The 14,691-nt window shown below is 64.1% G+C and carries 13 protein-coding genes; 11 read left to right on the forward strand and 2 right to left on the reverse strand.

Annotated features, from left to right (window positions below):
* Nucleotides 1-24: 24 nt before the first annotated feature.
* The 3 genes from LA343_RS06845 to recN are packed head-to-tail and all read left to right on the forward strand — an operon-like array spanning nucleotide 25 to nucleotide 3,485.
* Entirely contained in the window at nucleotides 25-858 is an 834-nt protein-coding gene (locus LA343_RS06845) for a TlyA family RNA methyltransferase (RefSeq protein WP_025402598.1), read from the forward strand.
* Nucleotides 855-1,766 (forward strand): NAD kinase, encoded by a 912-nt coding sequence (locus tag LA343_RS06850; protein WP_025402599.1) that lies wholly within the window; start codon nucleotides 855-857, stop codon nucleotides 1,764-1,766. Before LA343_RS06845 ends, LA343_RS06850 begins: the two co-directional genes overlap by 4 nt.
* 12 nt (nucleotides 1,767-1,778) lie before the next feature.
* Complete coding sequence (gene recN / locus LA343_RS06855; RefSeq protein WP_025402600.1) at nucleotides 1,779-3,485, forward strand: DNA repair protein RecN; 1,707 nt, start codon at nucleotides 1,779-1,781, stop codon at nucleotides 3,483-3,485.
* 32 nt (nucleotides 3,486-3,517) lie between these two features.
* Here the strand turns inward: recN and LA343_RS06860 are convergent, their stop codons facing one another.
* Together LA343_RS06860 and LA343_RS06865 are read right to left on the reverse strand one after the other, a co-directional pair.
* Nucleotides 3,518-4,432, reverse strand: coding sequence for a ribonuclease HI family protein (locus LA343_RS06860; RefSeq protein WP_025402601.1), 915 nt, complete (start codon nucleotides 4,430-4,432; stop codon nucleotides 3,518-3,520).
* A gap of 56 nt (nucleotides 4,433-4,488) precedes the next feature.
* Nucleotides 4,489-5,571, reverse strand: coding sequence for a cation diffusion facilitator family transporter (locus tag LA343_RS06865; protein ID WP_317986476.1), 1,083 nt, complete (start codon nucleotides 5,569-5,571; stop codon nucleotides 4,489-4,491).
* 581 nt (nucleotides 5,572-6,152) lie between these two features.
* Between LA343_RS06865 and steA the strand changes: the two genes are divergently transcribed.
* From steA to scpB, 8 genes are all read left to right on the forward strand, one after another.
* On the forward strand, nucleotides 6,153-7,340 hold the full coding sequence (gene steA / locus LA343_RS06870) for a putative cytokinetic ring protein SteA (protein ID WP_039910903.1): 1,188 nt from the start codon (nucleotides 6,153-6,155) through the stop codon (nucleotides 7,338-7,340).
* A 91-nt stretch (nucleotides 7,341-7,431) separates the two neighbouring features.
* Entirely contained in the window at nucleotides 7,432-8,349 is a 918-nt protein-coding gene (locus LA343_RS06875) for a copper transporter (RefSeq protein ID WP_025402604.1), read from the forward strand.
* Between the two features lie 223 nt (nucleotides 8,350-8,572).
* A complete protein-coding gene (locus tag LA343_RS06880; RefSeq protein ID WP_025402605.1) occupies nucleotides 8,573-10,237 on the forward strand; it encodes a CTP synthase in 1,665 nt (554 codons plus the stop codon).
* Between the two features lie 85 nt (nucleotides 10,238-10,322).
* Nucleotides 10,323-10,982, forward strand: coding sequence for an NUDIX domain-containing protein (locus LA343_RS06885; protein WP_025402606.1), 660 nt, complete (start codon nucleotides 10,323-10,325; stop codon nucleotides 10,980-10,982).
* Between the two features lie 9 nt (nucleotides 10,983-10,991).
* Nucleotides 10,992-11,927, forward strand: coding sequence for a tyrosine recombinase (locus LA343_RS06890; protein ID WP_025402607.1), 936 nt, complete (start codon nucleotides 10,992-10,994; stop codon nucleotides 11,925-11,927).
* Between the two features lie 82 nt (nucleotides 11,928-12,009).
* Nucleotides 12,010-12,897 carry a ParA family protein gene (locus LA343_RS06895; protein WP_039910904.1) on the forward strand — a complete coding sequence of 296 codons (888 nt, stop codon included), beginning with the start codon at nucleotides 12,010-12,012 and terminating at the stop codon, nucleotides 12,895-12,897.
* A 79-nt stretch (nucleotides 12,898-12,976) separates the two neighbouring features.
* Nucleotides 12,977-13,795, forward strand: a complete 819-nt coding sequence (locus LA343_RS06900; protein ID WP_025402609.1) for a segregation and condensation protein A — start codon at nucleotides 12,977-12,979, stop codon at nucleotides 13,793-13,795.
* A gap of 77 nt (nucleotides 13,796-13,872) precedes the next feature.
* The gene (gene scpB, locus LA343_RS06905; RefSeq protein ID WP_039910905.1) at nucleotides 13,873-14,448 is read left to right on the forward strand and encodes an SMC-Scp complex subunit ScpB; all 576 of its coding nucleotides are present in this window, start codon (nucleotides 13,873-13,875) and stop codon (nucleotides 14,446-14,448) included.
* The last annotated feature ends 243 nt before the right edge of the window (nucleotides 14,449-14,691 follow it).

Consider the following 14,691-nt stretch of genomic DNA (forward strand, 5'->3'; position numbering starts at 1 on the left):
CACCAGCACAGGAAGGCCCGCTAGTTGGCAAAGAAAAGCCCTGCGCTGCGCCGCCTCGATGCGGAGCTGGTCAAGCGCAAGATCGCCCGCAGCCGCGAGCACGCTCAGGAGATGATCAAGGCCGGGCGCGTGACCGTCAACGGCATGGCCGCCACGAAGCCCGCCACGGGGGTGGACGGCAACATGTCCATCAAGGTTGCCGAGTCGGAGGACGACCGCTGGGCCTCCCGCGGTGCGCATAAGCTCCTCGGCGCCCTCGAGGCGTTCGAGCCGCGCGGCCTCAGCCTGGCCGGCGCCACGGTGCTCGATGCCGGCGCCTCCACCGGTGGTTTCACAGACGTGTGCCTCGACCGCGGCGCGGAGTGCGTCAAGGCCGTGGATGTGGGCTACGGCCAGCTCATCTGGCGGCTGCAAAACGACCCGCGCGTGGACGTGCTGGATCGCACCAACGTGCGCACCCTCACGCCGGAGCAGCTCGGCGGCCAGGTTGATGTCATGGTTGGAGACTTGAGTTTCATCTCCATCGAGCTGGTGCTGCCCGCCATCGCCGAGTGCGTGCGCGAAGGCGGTGACCTGCTGCCGATGGTCAAACCACAATTCGAAGTGGGCAAGGATCGGCTGGGGAGCGGGGGAGTCGTGCGCAGCCCGGAGCTGCGGGCCGAAGTCACTGGCCGCATCGCACGGGCAGCGGTGCAGTATGGTTTATCTACGAAGGGTGTGGTGGCGTCCCCGCTACCCGGGCCGAGTGGAAATGTTGAATATTTCCTCTGGTTGGTCAAAGATGGGGGCGCTTGTTCACCTAGCATGGAGGATCTAGACCGGATGGTTGCCACGGCGATTGAGGAGGGCCCACAGTGACCGAAGAGCGCGAGGTTCTTCTCGTCGCACACACGAGCGTGCACGAGAACTTGGGCCTGGCCGCCGAAGCGGCGAGCCAGCTGAAAGATGGCGGCATTAACGTGCGTGTGATGGCCACGGCCGATCCTGCACCGGTGGCCCGCCACGAGATCCTGGGGCGCTTCAAGCGCTACGGCCACACGCGCGAGGCCGCCACGGGCGTGGAGATGGTGCTCGTGCTCGGCGGCGATGGCACGTTCCTGCGCGCCGCCGATATCGCGCACTCCGCGGACGTGCCCGTGTTGGGCATCAACATGGGCCACATCGGTTTTTTGGCGGAGTGGGAGCAGGAGTCGCTGAAGGAAGCGATCGACCGGGTGATCGCCAAGGACTACCGGGTGGAGGATCGCATGACGCTGTCCATCACCGCCCGGGACATGGACGGCCGCGTGCTCGGCACGGGCTGGGCGCTCAACGAGTGCTCGGTGGAAAACCTCAACCGCCAGGGCGTGTTGGACACGATTCTGGAAGTAGATGAGCGACCTGTCTCGTCGTTCGGCTGTGACGGGGTTTTGGTATCGACGCCGACAGGCTCCACCGCCTATGCCTTCAGTGCGGGCGGGCCGGTTCTGTGGCCGGAACTGGACGCGATCCTCGTGGTTCCGTCGAACGCTCACACGCTCTTTAGCCGTCCGTTGGTGGTGTCTCCGAATTCTTCCATTGCTGTGGAGACGAACCCCACGACCTCGCCGGCGACGGCGGTCATGGATGGGTTCCGCCAGATCCACATGCCCCCGGGAGCGCGCGTGGAGATCCGCAGGGGACCGCAGCCGGTGCGTTGGGTGCGCCTGGATTCCGCGCCGTTTACTGACCGGCTGGTGCACAAGTTCCGCCTGCCGGTGACCGGGTGGCGGGGACCGCTGCACTAGGGTCGCTCCGATATGCTCAATGAACTGCACATTCAAAACCTGGGCGTGATCCAGGAGGCCACCGCGGAGTTCGCCGGTGGCCTTTCGGTCGTGACCGGTGAAACCGGTGCCGGCAAGACGATGGTGATTAGTTCGCTACGCCTGCTGTCCGGCCACCGCGCGGATGCCTCCCGCGTGCGCTCCGGCATGGACAAGGCTGTGGTGGAGGGGATTTTCACCACGGATTCACCCGCCGTGGGTGCGATGGTCGATGAGGTCGGGGGCTTCATGGAGGACGGCGAAGTCATCGCCTCCCGCACGGTAACGGCGGCCGGGCGCTCGCGGGCTCACCTGGCGGGCAAGACCGTGGCGGCAGGCGTGCTGGGGGAGTTCTCCGGCCACGTCATCACCATCCATGGCCAGAATGATCAGCTGCGGCTGCTCGATCCGGCGCGGCAGTTGGCTGCGCTGGACCAGTACGCGGGCCTCGAGGACGCCGTGGCGGCGTACCGCGAGCTGCGGTCGCAGTGGAAGAAGCTGGCGAAGGATCTACGCACCCGTCTGGAGACGCGCCGCGAGCTGGCGCTGGAATCCGAAACCCTGGCTCGGGCTGTCGAGACCATTGACGCGATCGACCCGCAACCGGGTGAGGACGAGGATCTGAAGTCCCAGATCCAGCGGCTGCAGGATGCCGATGATCTTCGCGCGGCAATGCAGCAGGCCCTGGCCGCGATCGACGGTGCGGAAGACGACATGGAGGCTCAGGGCGCCAGCGAGCTGGTTGCCCAGGCCGCGGCACAGTTGCGCGGCGATGACGCGCAGTTGCAGGCCTTGGCCGAGCGGTTGGACGAGGTGGCGGTGTTGCTCAGCGACATCTCCGCTGAGGTGGGCCAGGCCCTCATCGACGTGCCGGACCCCGATTCGCTCGAGGAGTTGCTGCAACGCCAGCAGGAATTGCGGGAGCTCCGCAAGTACGCGGTCGATGTCGATGGCGCTATCGCGTGGCGGGATCAGGCGCGCGAGCGGCTGGCCAGCATCGACGTCTCGGGCGAGGCGATCGAGAAGCTTCAAGAGCAGGTTGCCGAGGCGTGGGCGGCGATGATCGCCAGCGCCAAGAAGCTTTCCGCGCGTCGGGCGAAGGCCGCTTCCGCCTTCGCCGCTGCCGTGACCGAGGAGATCCGTGGGTTGCACATGTCGGCCGAGATCCGGGTCGAGGTGACAGCCCAGAAGATCAGCGACTCGTGGGAGCCGGCCAGCCCGGCCCCGGGACCGCGGGGCATTGATGAGGTTGAGTTCCAGCTTGTTCAGGGCGGCAACGCGAACCCGCTGGCCAGCTCCGCCTCCGGTGGTGAGCTATCTCGCGTGATGCTGGCGCTCGAGGTGGTGCTCGCCGCTGGCACGGAGGGCGGGCGCACGATGGTCTTCGATGAGGTTGATGCCGGTGTGGGTGGCAAAGCCGCGGTGGAGATCGGTCGCCGGTTGGCGAAGCTGGCCGTGGACAATCAGGTCATTGTTGTCACTCACTTGCCGCAGGTTGCCGCGTTTGCCGATGCGCACGTGTACGTGGCGAAGTCCGCGACGGACTCCACCGTGAGCTCGTCGGTGGTGACGCTCGATGAGGATGCGCGGGTCGAGGAGCTATCGCGCATGCTGGCGGGCTTGGAGTCCGAGACGGGGCGCGCTCACGCCGAGGAGCTCGTGGAGATGGCGCGGAAGGCCAAGGCCGAGCTGCAGGACTAGTTGCCTAGTTAGTTGTCGGGGGTCGTAGACAGCTACGAGGACGGTGACGAGGACGGCGGGGTGATGGGCGCTGTGGTGCCCTGGTGAAAGCGCGCCTGCCAGCCGTGAGACCCGCCTGCAACCCAGATCGTCGCGCGGTTGGCGCCGTAACCGCGCACGGCGGAGTGCCAACGGAACAGGTACGTGTCAGCACCCAGCTCGACGAGCTCGAGTGGGGTGACCTCTACCGGGGAGCCAATGGGGCGCAACGCTCGCAGCACCTCGGCGCGGTTGCGCACGGCCCCGGAGGTGCCATGCTCAACGAAATCGTCTGCCAGGTAGGTGGCTGCAACGTCTGGCTGGCTGCGAACCTCATCGGAGACCAGCTCGGCCTCGAGACGTGCGAACGTATCGATGGTTGCAGACTCGGTCGATGCTTCTGTTGTGTCCTGATGAGGCTCGGCGACCGGTGTGCTCTCTGCGCTCTTTGCATTCTGCGCGCTCAGCGTGAAACCCGGGCCCTCATCGGGCGCGGTGCCCTTCTTGAAAGCAGTGGCGACGGCACGCGCACGGTCGTCGGCCGCTTCGTTGAGGTCATGCCCGGCGTGCCCCTTGACCCACTTGAACGTGATGTCGCGGTCGGCCAGTTCTTTATCGAGCTGTTCGAGAATGTCGCGGTTGAGAACCGGCTTCTTATCGGCCTTCTTCCAACCGAGTGCCTTCCACCCAGCCATCCACTTGGTGCAGCAGTCGATGACGTAGCGGGAGTCGCACAGAATCGTGATCGGGCCGGAGAATTCACGGGTCTCGCGGAGAAGATCCAGAACGGCCGTGAGCTCAGCCTGGTTATTCGTCCCCTTGGTCCAGCCTCCTGCGTGCCAACATGATTCGTTGACGAACCAGCACCATCCGGCCGGCCCCGGGTTCGATAGAGATGACCCATCGGCAGCGACAACTAAAGATTCCACACAACGACTGTAGCAGCCGTCCCGGACACCCCTTCGCGGCGATTGAGGTGGCTCAGCTAGGCCTTCGACCCAGAAGAGTCAGTGGAATTGTCTCCGCTGTGTGCATCGTGCTCGCCATTCTCACGGGCCGGTTGCGCACCGGGTGCGACGTGCGAGAGCTCCATCGGCTCCAGGTGGATGAACGTCCGTGCCCCGGGCAGGGCCTTGTAGACGGCGATCTCCAGCTGATCCGCGACCTTGTGGGAGTCCCCCACAGTCCACGTGGCGGGAACGAACATGGTGGCATACACGAAGCGCTGCTGGCCAGATTCCACCGTCTGTGGCCTGGCGAATTCCACGTCGTGATCCTCCGCGAAGATCCGCAGGGTTTCGTTGAGCGTTGCGGCGTCGTCATCCGAAAAAGCAACATTGAGCAGGCCACTCATCGCCTCGCGAACCAACTGGAAGCCGGTGAAAAGAATGTTCACACCCACGACAATGGCGATGACGGGGTCCAGCCACAACCACCCGGTGAGCATCACGGCCAGAACACCGGCGACCACGCCGACGGTGGTCCAGACGTCCGTGAGGAGGTGCTTGCCGTCGGCAGTGAGGGTGGTGGAGCGATGCTTACGGCCGCCGCGGAGCAGCAACACACCCACGGTGAGATTCACCGCGGTGGCGGCGATGGTGAAGATGAAGCCGATGCCGAGTTGCTCCAGCTCCTGGGGGCGGAACAAGCGCTGGATGGACGTGAAGAGGATCACCGCGGCGGCGACGAAGATCATGGCACCCTCGACGAGTGCGGAGATGTATTCGGCCTTGCTATGGCCGAAGTGGTGGTTCTCGTCGGCGGGTTTGGCGGCGACCTTGAGGGCGAAGAGCGCCACGACAGCGGCGACGAGGTTGACGGTCGATTCGAGGGCGTCAGAGAGGAAGCCCATGGAACCGGTCACGCCTGCGGCCGCGAACTTGAGGATGATCGTGATGAGCGCGGCGGCGATGGAGAGGTAGATGAACTTGTAGAGGGTGGCGTTTTCGACGGGCTGCTGGGGGACGGGGCTGTTGGAGGTCGCCATGGGCGCGTCGGGAGCCGGGTACGGGGCGGGGTGGGGGTGGTGCGTCTGGTGCGCTTGGTGCGTCTGATGAGTTGAGGCCACGGTCGCTGTCCTTTGAAGTACGAAGAAAGTACGAAACTTTCGACGCGCTGGCCGGGGCGAGGGCACGCGGGAGCACACGGGAGCCGAGCACGGATCTGCACGGATTGCACGGATGTGCATGGGGCACCTAGTTGCGAGCTTCAACGGACGGTCACTTCGGTCAGCGAGTCGTTTGATAGCTGGCCGAAGGTCTCGTTCACCACGTGGTCCCGCCTAGGGCGGGATCGTGACCGCGCTGCCGGGTTACCAACCGCGACGAGCGCGGAGGCCACCAGTATGTCGACAGAACGTTCCACTGGCTGTTCGCGCCGCCACCGTGACGTAATCCCGCGAGGGATTCCCACCGGGCGGGGTGCGAACGAGGGAAAGAACTACTCCCCTTCAACAGATGTCGAGATTACCGAGGCGCCCTGATGTTGGCAACAGGTGGTGTAACCGGTGGTGTAACCGGCAGCGGTGGTTTGTGACGACAGTCACGGTGATGTGGAACGAGCCGTAAGCGGAGCACATCTGACGAATTTTCCCAGCGTGCCCGGCGCGCCTTAAACAACATCTGTCACATTGGCCTCACAATAGGGGCTATGATTTTCTCCCGATCAGATCTGCCTGGCCTGCATGGCGCTACCCGCGACCTCACCGGACCCAAGGGCTTCCACAAAGCGAAGATGTCCTCGGGCGACATTGTTATCATCGAACAGGAAGACATCAGCCGTGCTGTCGCGCAGCGCCTGATCGATGCGAAGGTGGGCGCGGTGGTCAACACCCGCCCGTTCACCAGCGGTAAGGTGCCCAACTTCGGGCCGCAGATGATGCTCGATTCCGGCATCGTGTTGGTAGAAAACGCCGATGATACCGTGGTCAAGCGCCTGAAAAACGGTAAGAAGGGCCGCCTGGACAACGGGCAGGTCTACTACGGTGAGCGATCCATCGGTGGCGGCGAGCTGCTGGATATGGACACCGCCATGGATCGTTTCGAGGAGGCTCGGGAGGCCCTCGGCGATCACATGGAGGCGCTGTCCGGCAACATGTCCGAGTTCGTTCGCTCGGAGGCGCCGTTGCTGATTGACGGCCTGGGTATCCCCGAGGTCGATGTGGACATGGACGATCGCAAGGTGCTCGTCGTCAGCCCGGACCCGCAGATCCGCGAAAAGCTCAAGGATCTGCGCTACTTCATCCGCGAGTACGACCCGATCATCATCGCCGTGGGCACCGCCGCCGATGACGTGCTGGACGATGGACACAAGCCACAGGTCATCATCGGCGATCCCGAACGGATTTCCAGCAACGCCCTGCGCTCCGGCGCCACGGTCATTCTGCCCGCCGAACCGGACGGCCACGCCGTGGGTCTTGAGCGCATCCAGGACCTGGGTGTGGGTGCCATGACGTTCCCGGCCGCCACGCAAGATCCGACCGACCTGGCGATCCTGCTGGCCAACTACCACGGCGCATCCATGATCGTGAACCTCGGCCACCCCGTCGACCTCGGCTACGTGTTCAACGAGTCGGAGGGGCAGGACACGCCTTCGGCGCTGATGTCTCGCCTGCGCGTGGGACCGCGGTTCGTGGATTCCACCGCCGTGGCGGAGCTGTACCGCGTGTCGAAGTCCGGCGGCGGCTGGCTGTGGGCTCTCGTCGGCATCCTCGTGGCCATCGCTGTGATCATCGCTATCGCTGGCTTCACCGGTGACGGCGACTTCGTTCAGAACCTCATCGATTCGTGGAATAGCTTGGCGATCAGCTTCCAGAACCTCTTTGGTGGCAACGGATAGCTGGCTGTAGCTTCGTGGTGTTAGGTTCCATTTTTCAGGCTTTTCCTCAAATAGGTTTTCTCGATCAGGTTTCAACAAGGGCGGTTAGCGTATGAGTAAGGCGAAGGTCATTGCCGGCCTCGGCTTCGGCATTGCCATCGGCACGGCGTTCGGTTTCTACGGGTTGGCTCCCAACGTGGAGGGTGGCCCGTCGGGTTCGTCGGCTGAGGTGCAGACGCAGCTCACCGAGGCAGAGAAGCAGCGCGATGAGGCTGAGGGGCAGGCCAAGGCCGCGGATAACGTCTTGACCTCCGTCGCCGATGTTGCTGTGCGCAACCGCTTGGATGGCGCGTCGGTTGCGGTGTTTGTTACCTCCGACGCCGAACCGAAGGCTGTCGACAGTGTCCGATCGCTCATCAAGGATGCTGGCGGCACGGTCACCGGCACGGCGAAGCTGACCGATAAGATGCTCAACCCCGACTCCGGCGACAATCTCAAGTCCATCGCGGCGAATTCCTTGCCGTCCGGCGCGAAGCTGTCGGAGAAGAACCTGAATCCGGGTATGCACACCGGCCAGGTTCTCGGTGCCGCGTTGCAGGATGGCGACAAGGCAGCCAGCGAGTCTGATCGCGCGGTTGTTCTCGGCGCCTTGACGAAGGATGGCTACCTGCAGGAAGAAGGCGACGCTCCCGCCCCGGCTGACCTGGCCGTCGTCATCACGGGTAACTCGTCCGGAGACGCGGGCAACGGCAACTACTCCACGCAATTCTTGGCCGATTTCGCTGCCGGGCTGGATTCCCGCATGGGTGGCGTGGTGCTCGCCGGGCAGCAGGGGAGTGCGGAGCCGCAGGGCGCCCTGGGCATGGTGCGAGTCAGCGGCGAGTACAAGGAGGAAGTCTCCACCGTCGACAACGTGGACTCCGAAGCAGGTCGCATCACGGTCATTCGAGCCCTTCAGCAGCAAAAAGACAAGAAAGCTGGCCACTACGGCGCGGCTGCGAACGCCGCGGCTCCTGGCATCGACAAGTAGTCGACAAGTAGCTGCCACGTAGTCGCCAAGTAATTGCCAAGCAGGAGCCGAGCCGGAGCGTCGCGCTGGCGTGAGAAAAATCGTTGCTGAGCGTCACTCTGTGTTAGGCTGAAATCCCGTAGGTAACCACCTGCGGGATTATTTTTTGCCAGGACATCCGCACCCACACGACGAGGTGCGCGCTGGCACAAGGTCCCGCTTTTCGAGACGTTCGGGAGCGCCGTTGTCCAACCACCGTGGAGAACACAAGACCAAGTTTATTTTCGTCACGGGCGGCGTAGCGTCCTCCCTGGGAAAGGGACTGACCGCAGCGAGCCTCGGCCAGCTGCTGTCCTCGCGGGGACTGCGGGTGACCATGCAGAAGCTGGATCCCTACCTCAATGTGGATCCCGGCACCATGAACCCCTTCGAGCACGGCGAGGTTTTCGTCACCGAGGACGGCGCCGAGACTGACCTAGATCTGGGACACTACGAGCGTTTCCTCGACCGCAACCTGTCGGCCGCAGGTAACGTGACCACCGGCAAGGTGTACTCCAACGTCATCGCCAAGGAGCGCCGCGGCGAGTACCTCGGCAAGACCGTGCAGGTCATCCCGCACATCACCGATGAGATCAAGGCATCCGTGCTGGCCATGGCCCTTCCGGACGCCGAGGGCATTGTCCCCGATGTCGTCATTTCCGAGGTCGGCGGCACCGTGGGCGATATTGAGTCCCAGCCGTTCCTTGAGGCCGCCCGCCAGGTGCGCCACGAGGTCGGCCGCGAAAACATCGCCTTCATCCATGTTTCGCTCGTGCCCTACCTCGCACCGTCCGGTGAGCTGAAGACCAAGCCCACCCAGCACTCCGTGGCCGCCCTGCGCAACATCGGTATCGTGCCGGATGCCCTCGTTCTGCGCGCCGACCGCGAGGTCCCGCAGGCCATGAAGGAAAAGATCGCCCTCATGTGTGACGTCGATGAGGAAGGCGTGGTCTCCTGCCCGGATGCGGCCTCCATCTACGACATCCCGAAGGTGCTGCACTCTCAGCACCTGGATAACTACGTGATCCGTCGCCTCAACCTGCCCTTCCGCGATGTGGACTGGACTACCTGGGGCGCACTGCTGGAGTCTGTGCACAACCCCAAGGGTGAGGTCACCATCGGAATCGTCGGTAAGTACATCGATCTTCCCGATGCATACCTGTCCGTGGCGGAGGCCATCCGCGCCGGTGGCTTCGGCGCCAACGTCCGTGCCAAGGTCAAGTGGGTCGCCAGCGACGATTGCGAAACCCCCGAGTCCGCCGCTGAGGCGCTCAAGGATGTCGACGGAGTTGTCATCCCCGGTGGTTTCGGCATCCGCGGCATCGAAGGCAAGATCGGTGCGATCACCTACGCCCGCGAGCACAAGCTGCCGCTGCTCGGCATCTGCCTTGGCCTGCAGTGCATCGTCATTGAGGCCGCCCGCAACGCTGGTCTGACGGATGCCTCGTCGACCGAGTTCGATCCAGACGCCGCCACCCCGGTGATCTCCACCATGGAGGAGCAGAAGGAAGCAGTCTCCGGCAAGGCTGACCTCGGTGGCACCATGCGTCTCGGCTCCTACCCGGCCACCCTCAAGCCCGATTCTCTCGTGGCCAAGCTCTACGGTCGGGAGGACGTCACCGAGCGTCACCGTCACCGCTACGAGGTCAACAACGCCTACCGCGATGCCATCACCGAGGGGTCTCAGCTGCAGTTCAGCGGTACCTCCCCGGACGGCCAGCTCGTGGAGTTCGTGGAGTACCCCACGGACGTGCACCCCTACTTCGTGGCCACCCAGGCGCACCCGGAGTACAAGTCCCGCCCGACCCGCTCGCACCCCCTGTTCCAGGGTCTCATGGACGCGGCCCTGGAGCACCAGGCCGCTCGCTAGCCGTCGAGCAAGCACTCAATGAGCGCTGGGCGATCGCCGGTGCAAGCGCCGAGCGAGCGTCGGCGCAAGCGCTACACTAGGGCTTATGGCTAGCCACGCAGAAGATCTCTATCGGGTCTCGGACAGCGACATTCTGTTCGACGGCCCGATTATTGCTGTTCGCAAAGACACTATTTCGACGCCCACAGGATCAGCCAGCCGCGAGATCGTGGAACATTTCTCCGCGGTAGCGATCGCCGCAGTGCGTGAGGGGCGGATCATGATGATTCGTCAGTATCGGCACGGCGTGGGTCGCTACCTGTGGGAGATCCCGGCGGGTCTGCTGGACAAAGTGGGGGAGGAACCCCTCGATGCCGCCCGGCGTGAACTCGCCGAGGAAGCGGGCGTGCGCGCCAAGAGCTGGGCGCTGCTGGGTGACGTGGTGACGTCGCCGGGGTTCAGCGAGGAGATGTGCCGCATCTACCTCGCGGAGAATATCGAGGACGGCGTGGGCGATATGGAACTTGAGGAACCCGCCGACGAAGAGGCCGACCTGGAGCGCCGCTGGGTGCCCGTCGAAGAAGCTATCGAGTGGGTGCAGACCGGGCGGGTGGAAAACTCCATCGCCGTGGCAGCGATCCTGCACCTGGCTGCCGGGACGCGGCGGGAGGCCGACGAGCCGTTTGCGTACCGCTCCGGTATGGCCGCACGCCGGTCGTCCCGTCCCGGGGTGCATCCCGGTGACGACATGAAGAAGATCAGGTAGCGCGCGGCTGTGACCAATGCAGCCAACGCAGCCAGCACGGCTAACGCAGCCAGCGCAGCCAACTCGGCCTTAGTGCGGGACTGGATCACCCACCTCCGGATCGAACGGGGCGTGTCGCCCCACACCATCAGCAACTACACGCGAGACATCACTCGGTACTGCGAATGGCTCGGCCCCACCCCCTTGGGTGAGGTCACCACGGACACCATCGAAAAATACCTCATCCACTTGCAGGACGTCCGCTCACTGTCGCGCAGCTCCGCTGCGCGACACCTCGCGGCGATCCGGGGATTGCATGCTTTTGGCGTCGAAGAAAAAAGGCTAAAAAATAACGTGGCCAGGGGCGTGCCCGTCCCGGCGAGGAGTGCGTCGATCCCCAAGGCCCTCACCGTGGACGAGGTGACCGCGCTCATCGAGGCGATCCCCAACGGCGAGGCCGCCACGGCGATTCAGCTACGCGACCGGGCGCTTGTGGAGATGCTGTATTCGACCGGAGCGCGCATTACGGAACTGCTGGACCTCGACGTCGACGACGTTGATAGCGACGACCAGACCGTCATCGTGCATGGCAAAGGCAACAAGGAACGGCTGGTGCCGCTCGGCTCGTACGCGCTGGCAGCGCTGGAAGCCTACGTGGTGCGGGCGCGGCCGAGCCTCAACAAGAAGGGCATCGCGGCGCTGTTCGTCAACAACCGCGGGGCGCGGATGGGGCGGCAATCCGGGTTCAAAGTGGTGTCGGAGGCGGCCGAGGCGGCGGGGCTGGGGGCGGTATCGCCGCACAGTCTGCGGCACTCGTTCGCCACGCATCTGCTCGACGGCGGGGCGGACGTGCGCACGGTTCAAGAGCTGTTGGGGCACGTGGATGTCTCCACAACACAGATCTATACCAAGGTGACGGCGCAGCATTTGCAGTCCACGATGGCGGCGACTCACCCCCGTGCTTAATGTGCTGATAATCTCTAAAGTGTAATTATCAACGCGACAAGGTTGACGTGTAGCCGCAGGCGTCACAGACAAGGGAAAGGGCTTGACAGTGTCAGAAGCAGACGCGTTGTTCGATAAGCCCGAGCAGCAGATTGGACTGACCGGGCGACCGCTCCATGAGCTCCCCGATCCGGAACCGCTGGACCACCACGGCCCCGCGGCCATCATCGCCATGTGCAACCAAAAGGGCGGGGTGGGAAAGACCACCTCAACCATCAATATGGGTGCAGCGCTGGCGGCGTTTGGGCGCAAGGTGCTGCTCGTTGACCTCGACCCGCAGGGTGCGTTGTCGGCAGGTCTGGGGATCCGCCACGACGAACTCGATGTGACCGTCTACAACCTGCTCGTCGACAACTCGGCCACTATTCTCGACGCCATCTACGACAGCCCCGTCGACGGTCTAGACGTGGTGCCGGCGAACATCGACTTGTCGGCGGCCGAGATCCAGCTTGTCAACGAAGTGGGCCGCGAACAGGCTCTGGCGCGGGCGCTGCGGCCGGTGATGAAGGATTACGACTTCATCATCGTGGACTGCCAGCCGTCGCTGGGGCTGCTGACGGTCAACGCTTTGTCGTGTGCGGATTCGGTGATTATCCCGGTGGAGTCGGAGTACTTCTCGCTGCGCGGGTTGGCGCTGCTCATGGACACGGTGGATAAGGTGCGAGACCGGCTGAACTTCAAGCTGGAGGTGCTGGGCATCCTCGTGACGATGTTTGACCGGCGCACGCTGCACGCCCGCGAGGTGATGGAGCGGCTGGTGGAGGCCTTCGGTGATAAGGTCTTCGATTCGGTCATCACCCGGACGGTGCGGTTCCCTGAGACCTCCGTGGCCGGCGAGCCGATCAACACGTGGGCGCCGAATTCCTCCGGTGCGGTGCAGTACCGGAACCTGGCGAAGGAAGTCATCGAGCGCGTATCGCGGCAGGCGTAGGGGCCTTTGGTGGTGCGTGAGTGTGTGATGCGTGCGGGGTGTGTGGGGTCGGCGGTGATGGCGCGTGGCTGAGGAGATCATGACAACCGAGCCCGACCACGCCGTGCAGCCCGAGATCACCGGCTTCCGCGTGGCTTTGGCTAACTTCGACGGTCCCTTCGACCTGCTGCTGCAGCTCATCAACTCCCACAAGCTGGACATCACCGAGGTCGCCCTCGCCCAGGTCACGGACGAATTCATCGCCTACACTCGCGGCCTGTCCCAGAGCGCGGAGGACTTGGACGAGGTGACTGAGTTCCTCGTCGTCGCCTCCACGCTGTTGGACCTCAAGGCCGCCCGCCTGGTGCCCCGTGGCGAGGTCGAAAGCGAGGAGGACCTTGCCCTCCTCGAGACCCGAGACCTCCTGTTCGCCCGCCTTTTGCAGTACCGCGCGTACAAGAAGGTCGCGGACATGTTCGCGGAATGGCAGCGCCAGGCCGCTCGCTCGTATCCCGTGAATCTGTCGCTGGAACCCTGGCAAGCTGGTCTGCTTCCTCCGGTGGAGATTGATCACGACGCCACCAGTTTTGCCGAACTCGCCGCCGCAGTCTTCCGGCCCAAAGCGGAGCATGTGGAGACGGGCCACATTCACCAGGTGGCAGTGTCCGTGCCCGAACAGGCAGGTCACATCCTCAATACGCTCAAGGTAGCGGGGGAGAACCACTGGGTGAGCTTCGCGTCGCTGGTCAGTGACTGTGAGGTGAACATGGTCATTGTCGGCCGTTTCCTCGCGTTGCTGGAGCTGTACAAGGCTCGCGCGATCGGCATTGAGCAGCCCGAACCGCTGGAGGACATGTCCGTGGCCTGGACTGGGCTGGACGTTGACCCGGCTGTGGTTGCCGCCTCAAACTGGGCGTAGGCCAGGGACCGGGGCTGAGCCCCTGCCGCACGCCTCGCTGCTAGAGTCCAGATGACGCGAAAGGATTTTCTCTCACTATGACTCATCCTGACCCCTCCACCTCGCTGCCGATCATCTCCACGCTGCGCTCCCGGGTGGAGTCCTTGCTGTTGGTCAGCGACGAGCCGGTCACCCCGGAGGAACTCGCGCGCGTGCTCAGCACGGACGATTCTCCGGTCAGTGAAGCGGATGCCCGCGCCGCTCTCACCGAGATCGCCGATGAATTCGACGCCCGCGGCAGCGGCTTCGAACTCCGCGACAACGACGGCGCCTACCGCCTCCACACCCGCCGCGCGAACTCCGATGCCGTTGAGGCGAAGCTCCTCGATGGCACCCAGCAGCGCCTGTCCCGCGCTGCCCTAGAGACTCTGGCTGTTGTGGCGTACCGGCAGCCCGTCACCCGCAGTCAGGTTGCCGCTGTTCGCGGCGTTAATTGCGACGGCGTCATGCGCACCCTTGCCCTCCGCGGCCTGATCGCTGTCACGGGCGAGCAGGCCGGTGCGAACTTGTATTCCACGACCGAGATGTTCCTCGAACAGCTGGGGATTGAGTCGCTGTCGCAGCTCCCGGACCTGGCCCCACTGCTGCCCGACGTCGACAGCATCGACGACTAGCATCCCTCCACCGCGTCACTCGTACACGGCTGCCTCAGCACTGCCACCGCAGCCACTGTGCACACTGCGGCCGTTGCTGTCGTCGGGGCTATTGCGGCCACAGGTTGGAGCAGTGACGACTTGTTCCCGCTTGTTCCGGCTTATTTCCGTCAATTCCGGCGAGCTCTGACACCGCTGTTGCATGCCGCTCGGGGCTGCAGGTGTGACAATGTTGTGTTTTGTGGTTTTGCGCGTTGCAAAAGC

The sequence above is a fragment of the Corynebacterium falsenii genome (assembly GCF_020099275.1).
In the GTDB taxonomy this organism is placed as follows: Bacteria; Actinomycetota; Actinomycetes; order Mycobacteriales; family Mycobacteriaceae; genus Corynebacterium; species Corynebacterium falsenii.

What these genes read in the sequence shown, in the direction of transcription:
- recN (WP_025402600.1), top strand. Translation starts at nt 1,779, where the DNA reads ATGCTCAATGAACTGCACATTCAAAACCTGGGCGTGATCCAGGAGGCC.
- steA (WP_039910903.1), top strand. Translation starts at nt 6,153, where the DNA reads ATGATTTTCTCCCGATCAGATCTGCCTGGCCTGCATGGCGCTACCCGC.
- LA343_RS06875 (WP_025402604.1), top strand. Translation starts at nt 7,432, where the DNA reads ATGAGTAAGGCGAAGGTCATTGCCGGCCTCGGCTTCGGCATTGCCATC.
- LA343_RS06885 (WP_025402606.1), top strand. Translation starts at nt 10,323, where the DNA reads ATGGCTAGCCACGCAGAAGATCTCTATCGGGTCTCGGACAGCGACATT.
- LA343_RS06900 (WP_025402609.1), top strand. Translation starts at nt 12,977, where the DNA reads ATGACAACCGAGCCCGACCACGCCGTGCAGCCCGAGATCACCGGCTTC.
- scpB (WP_039910905.1), top strand. Translation starts at nt 13,873, where the DNA reads ATGACTCATCCTGACCCCTCCACCTCGCTGCCGATCATCTCCACGCTG.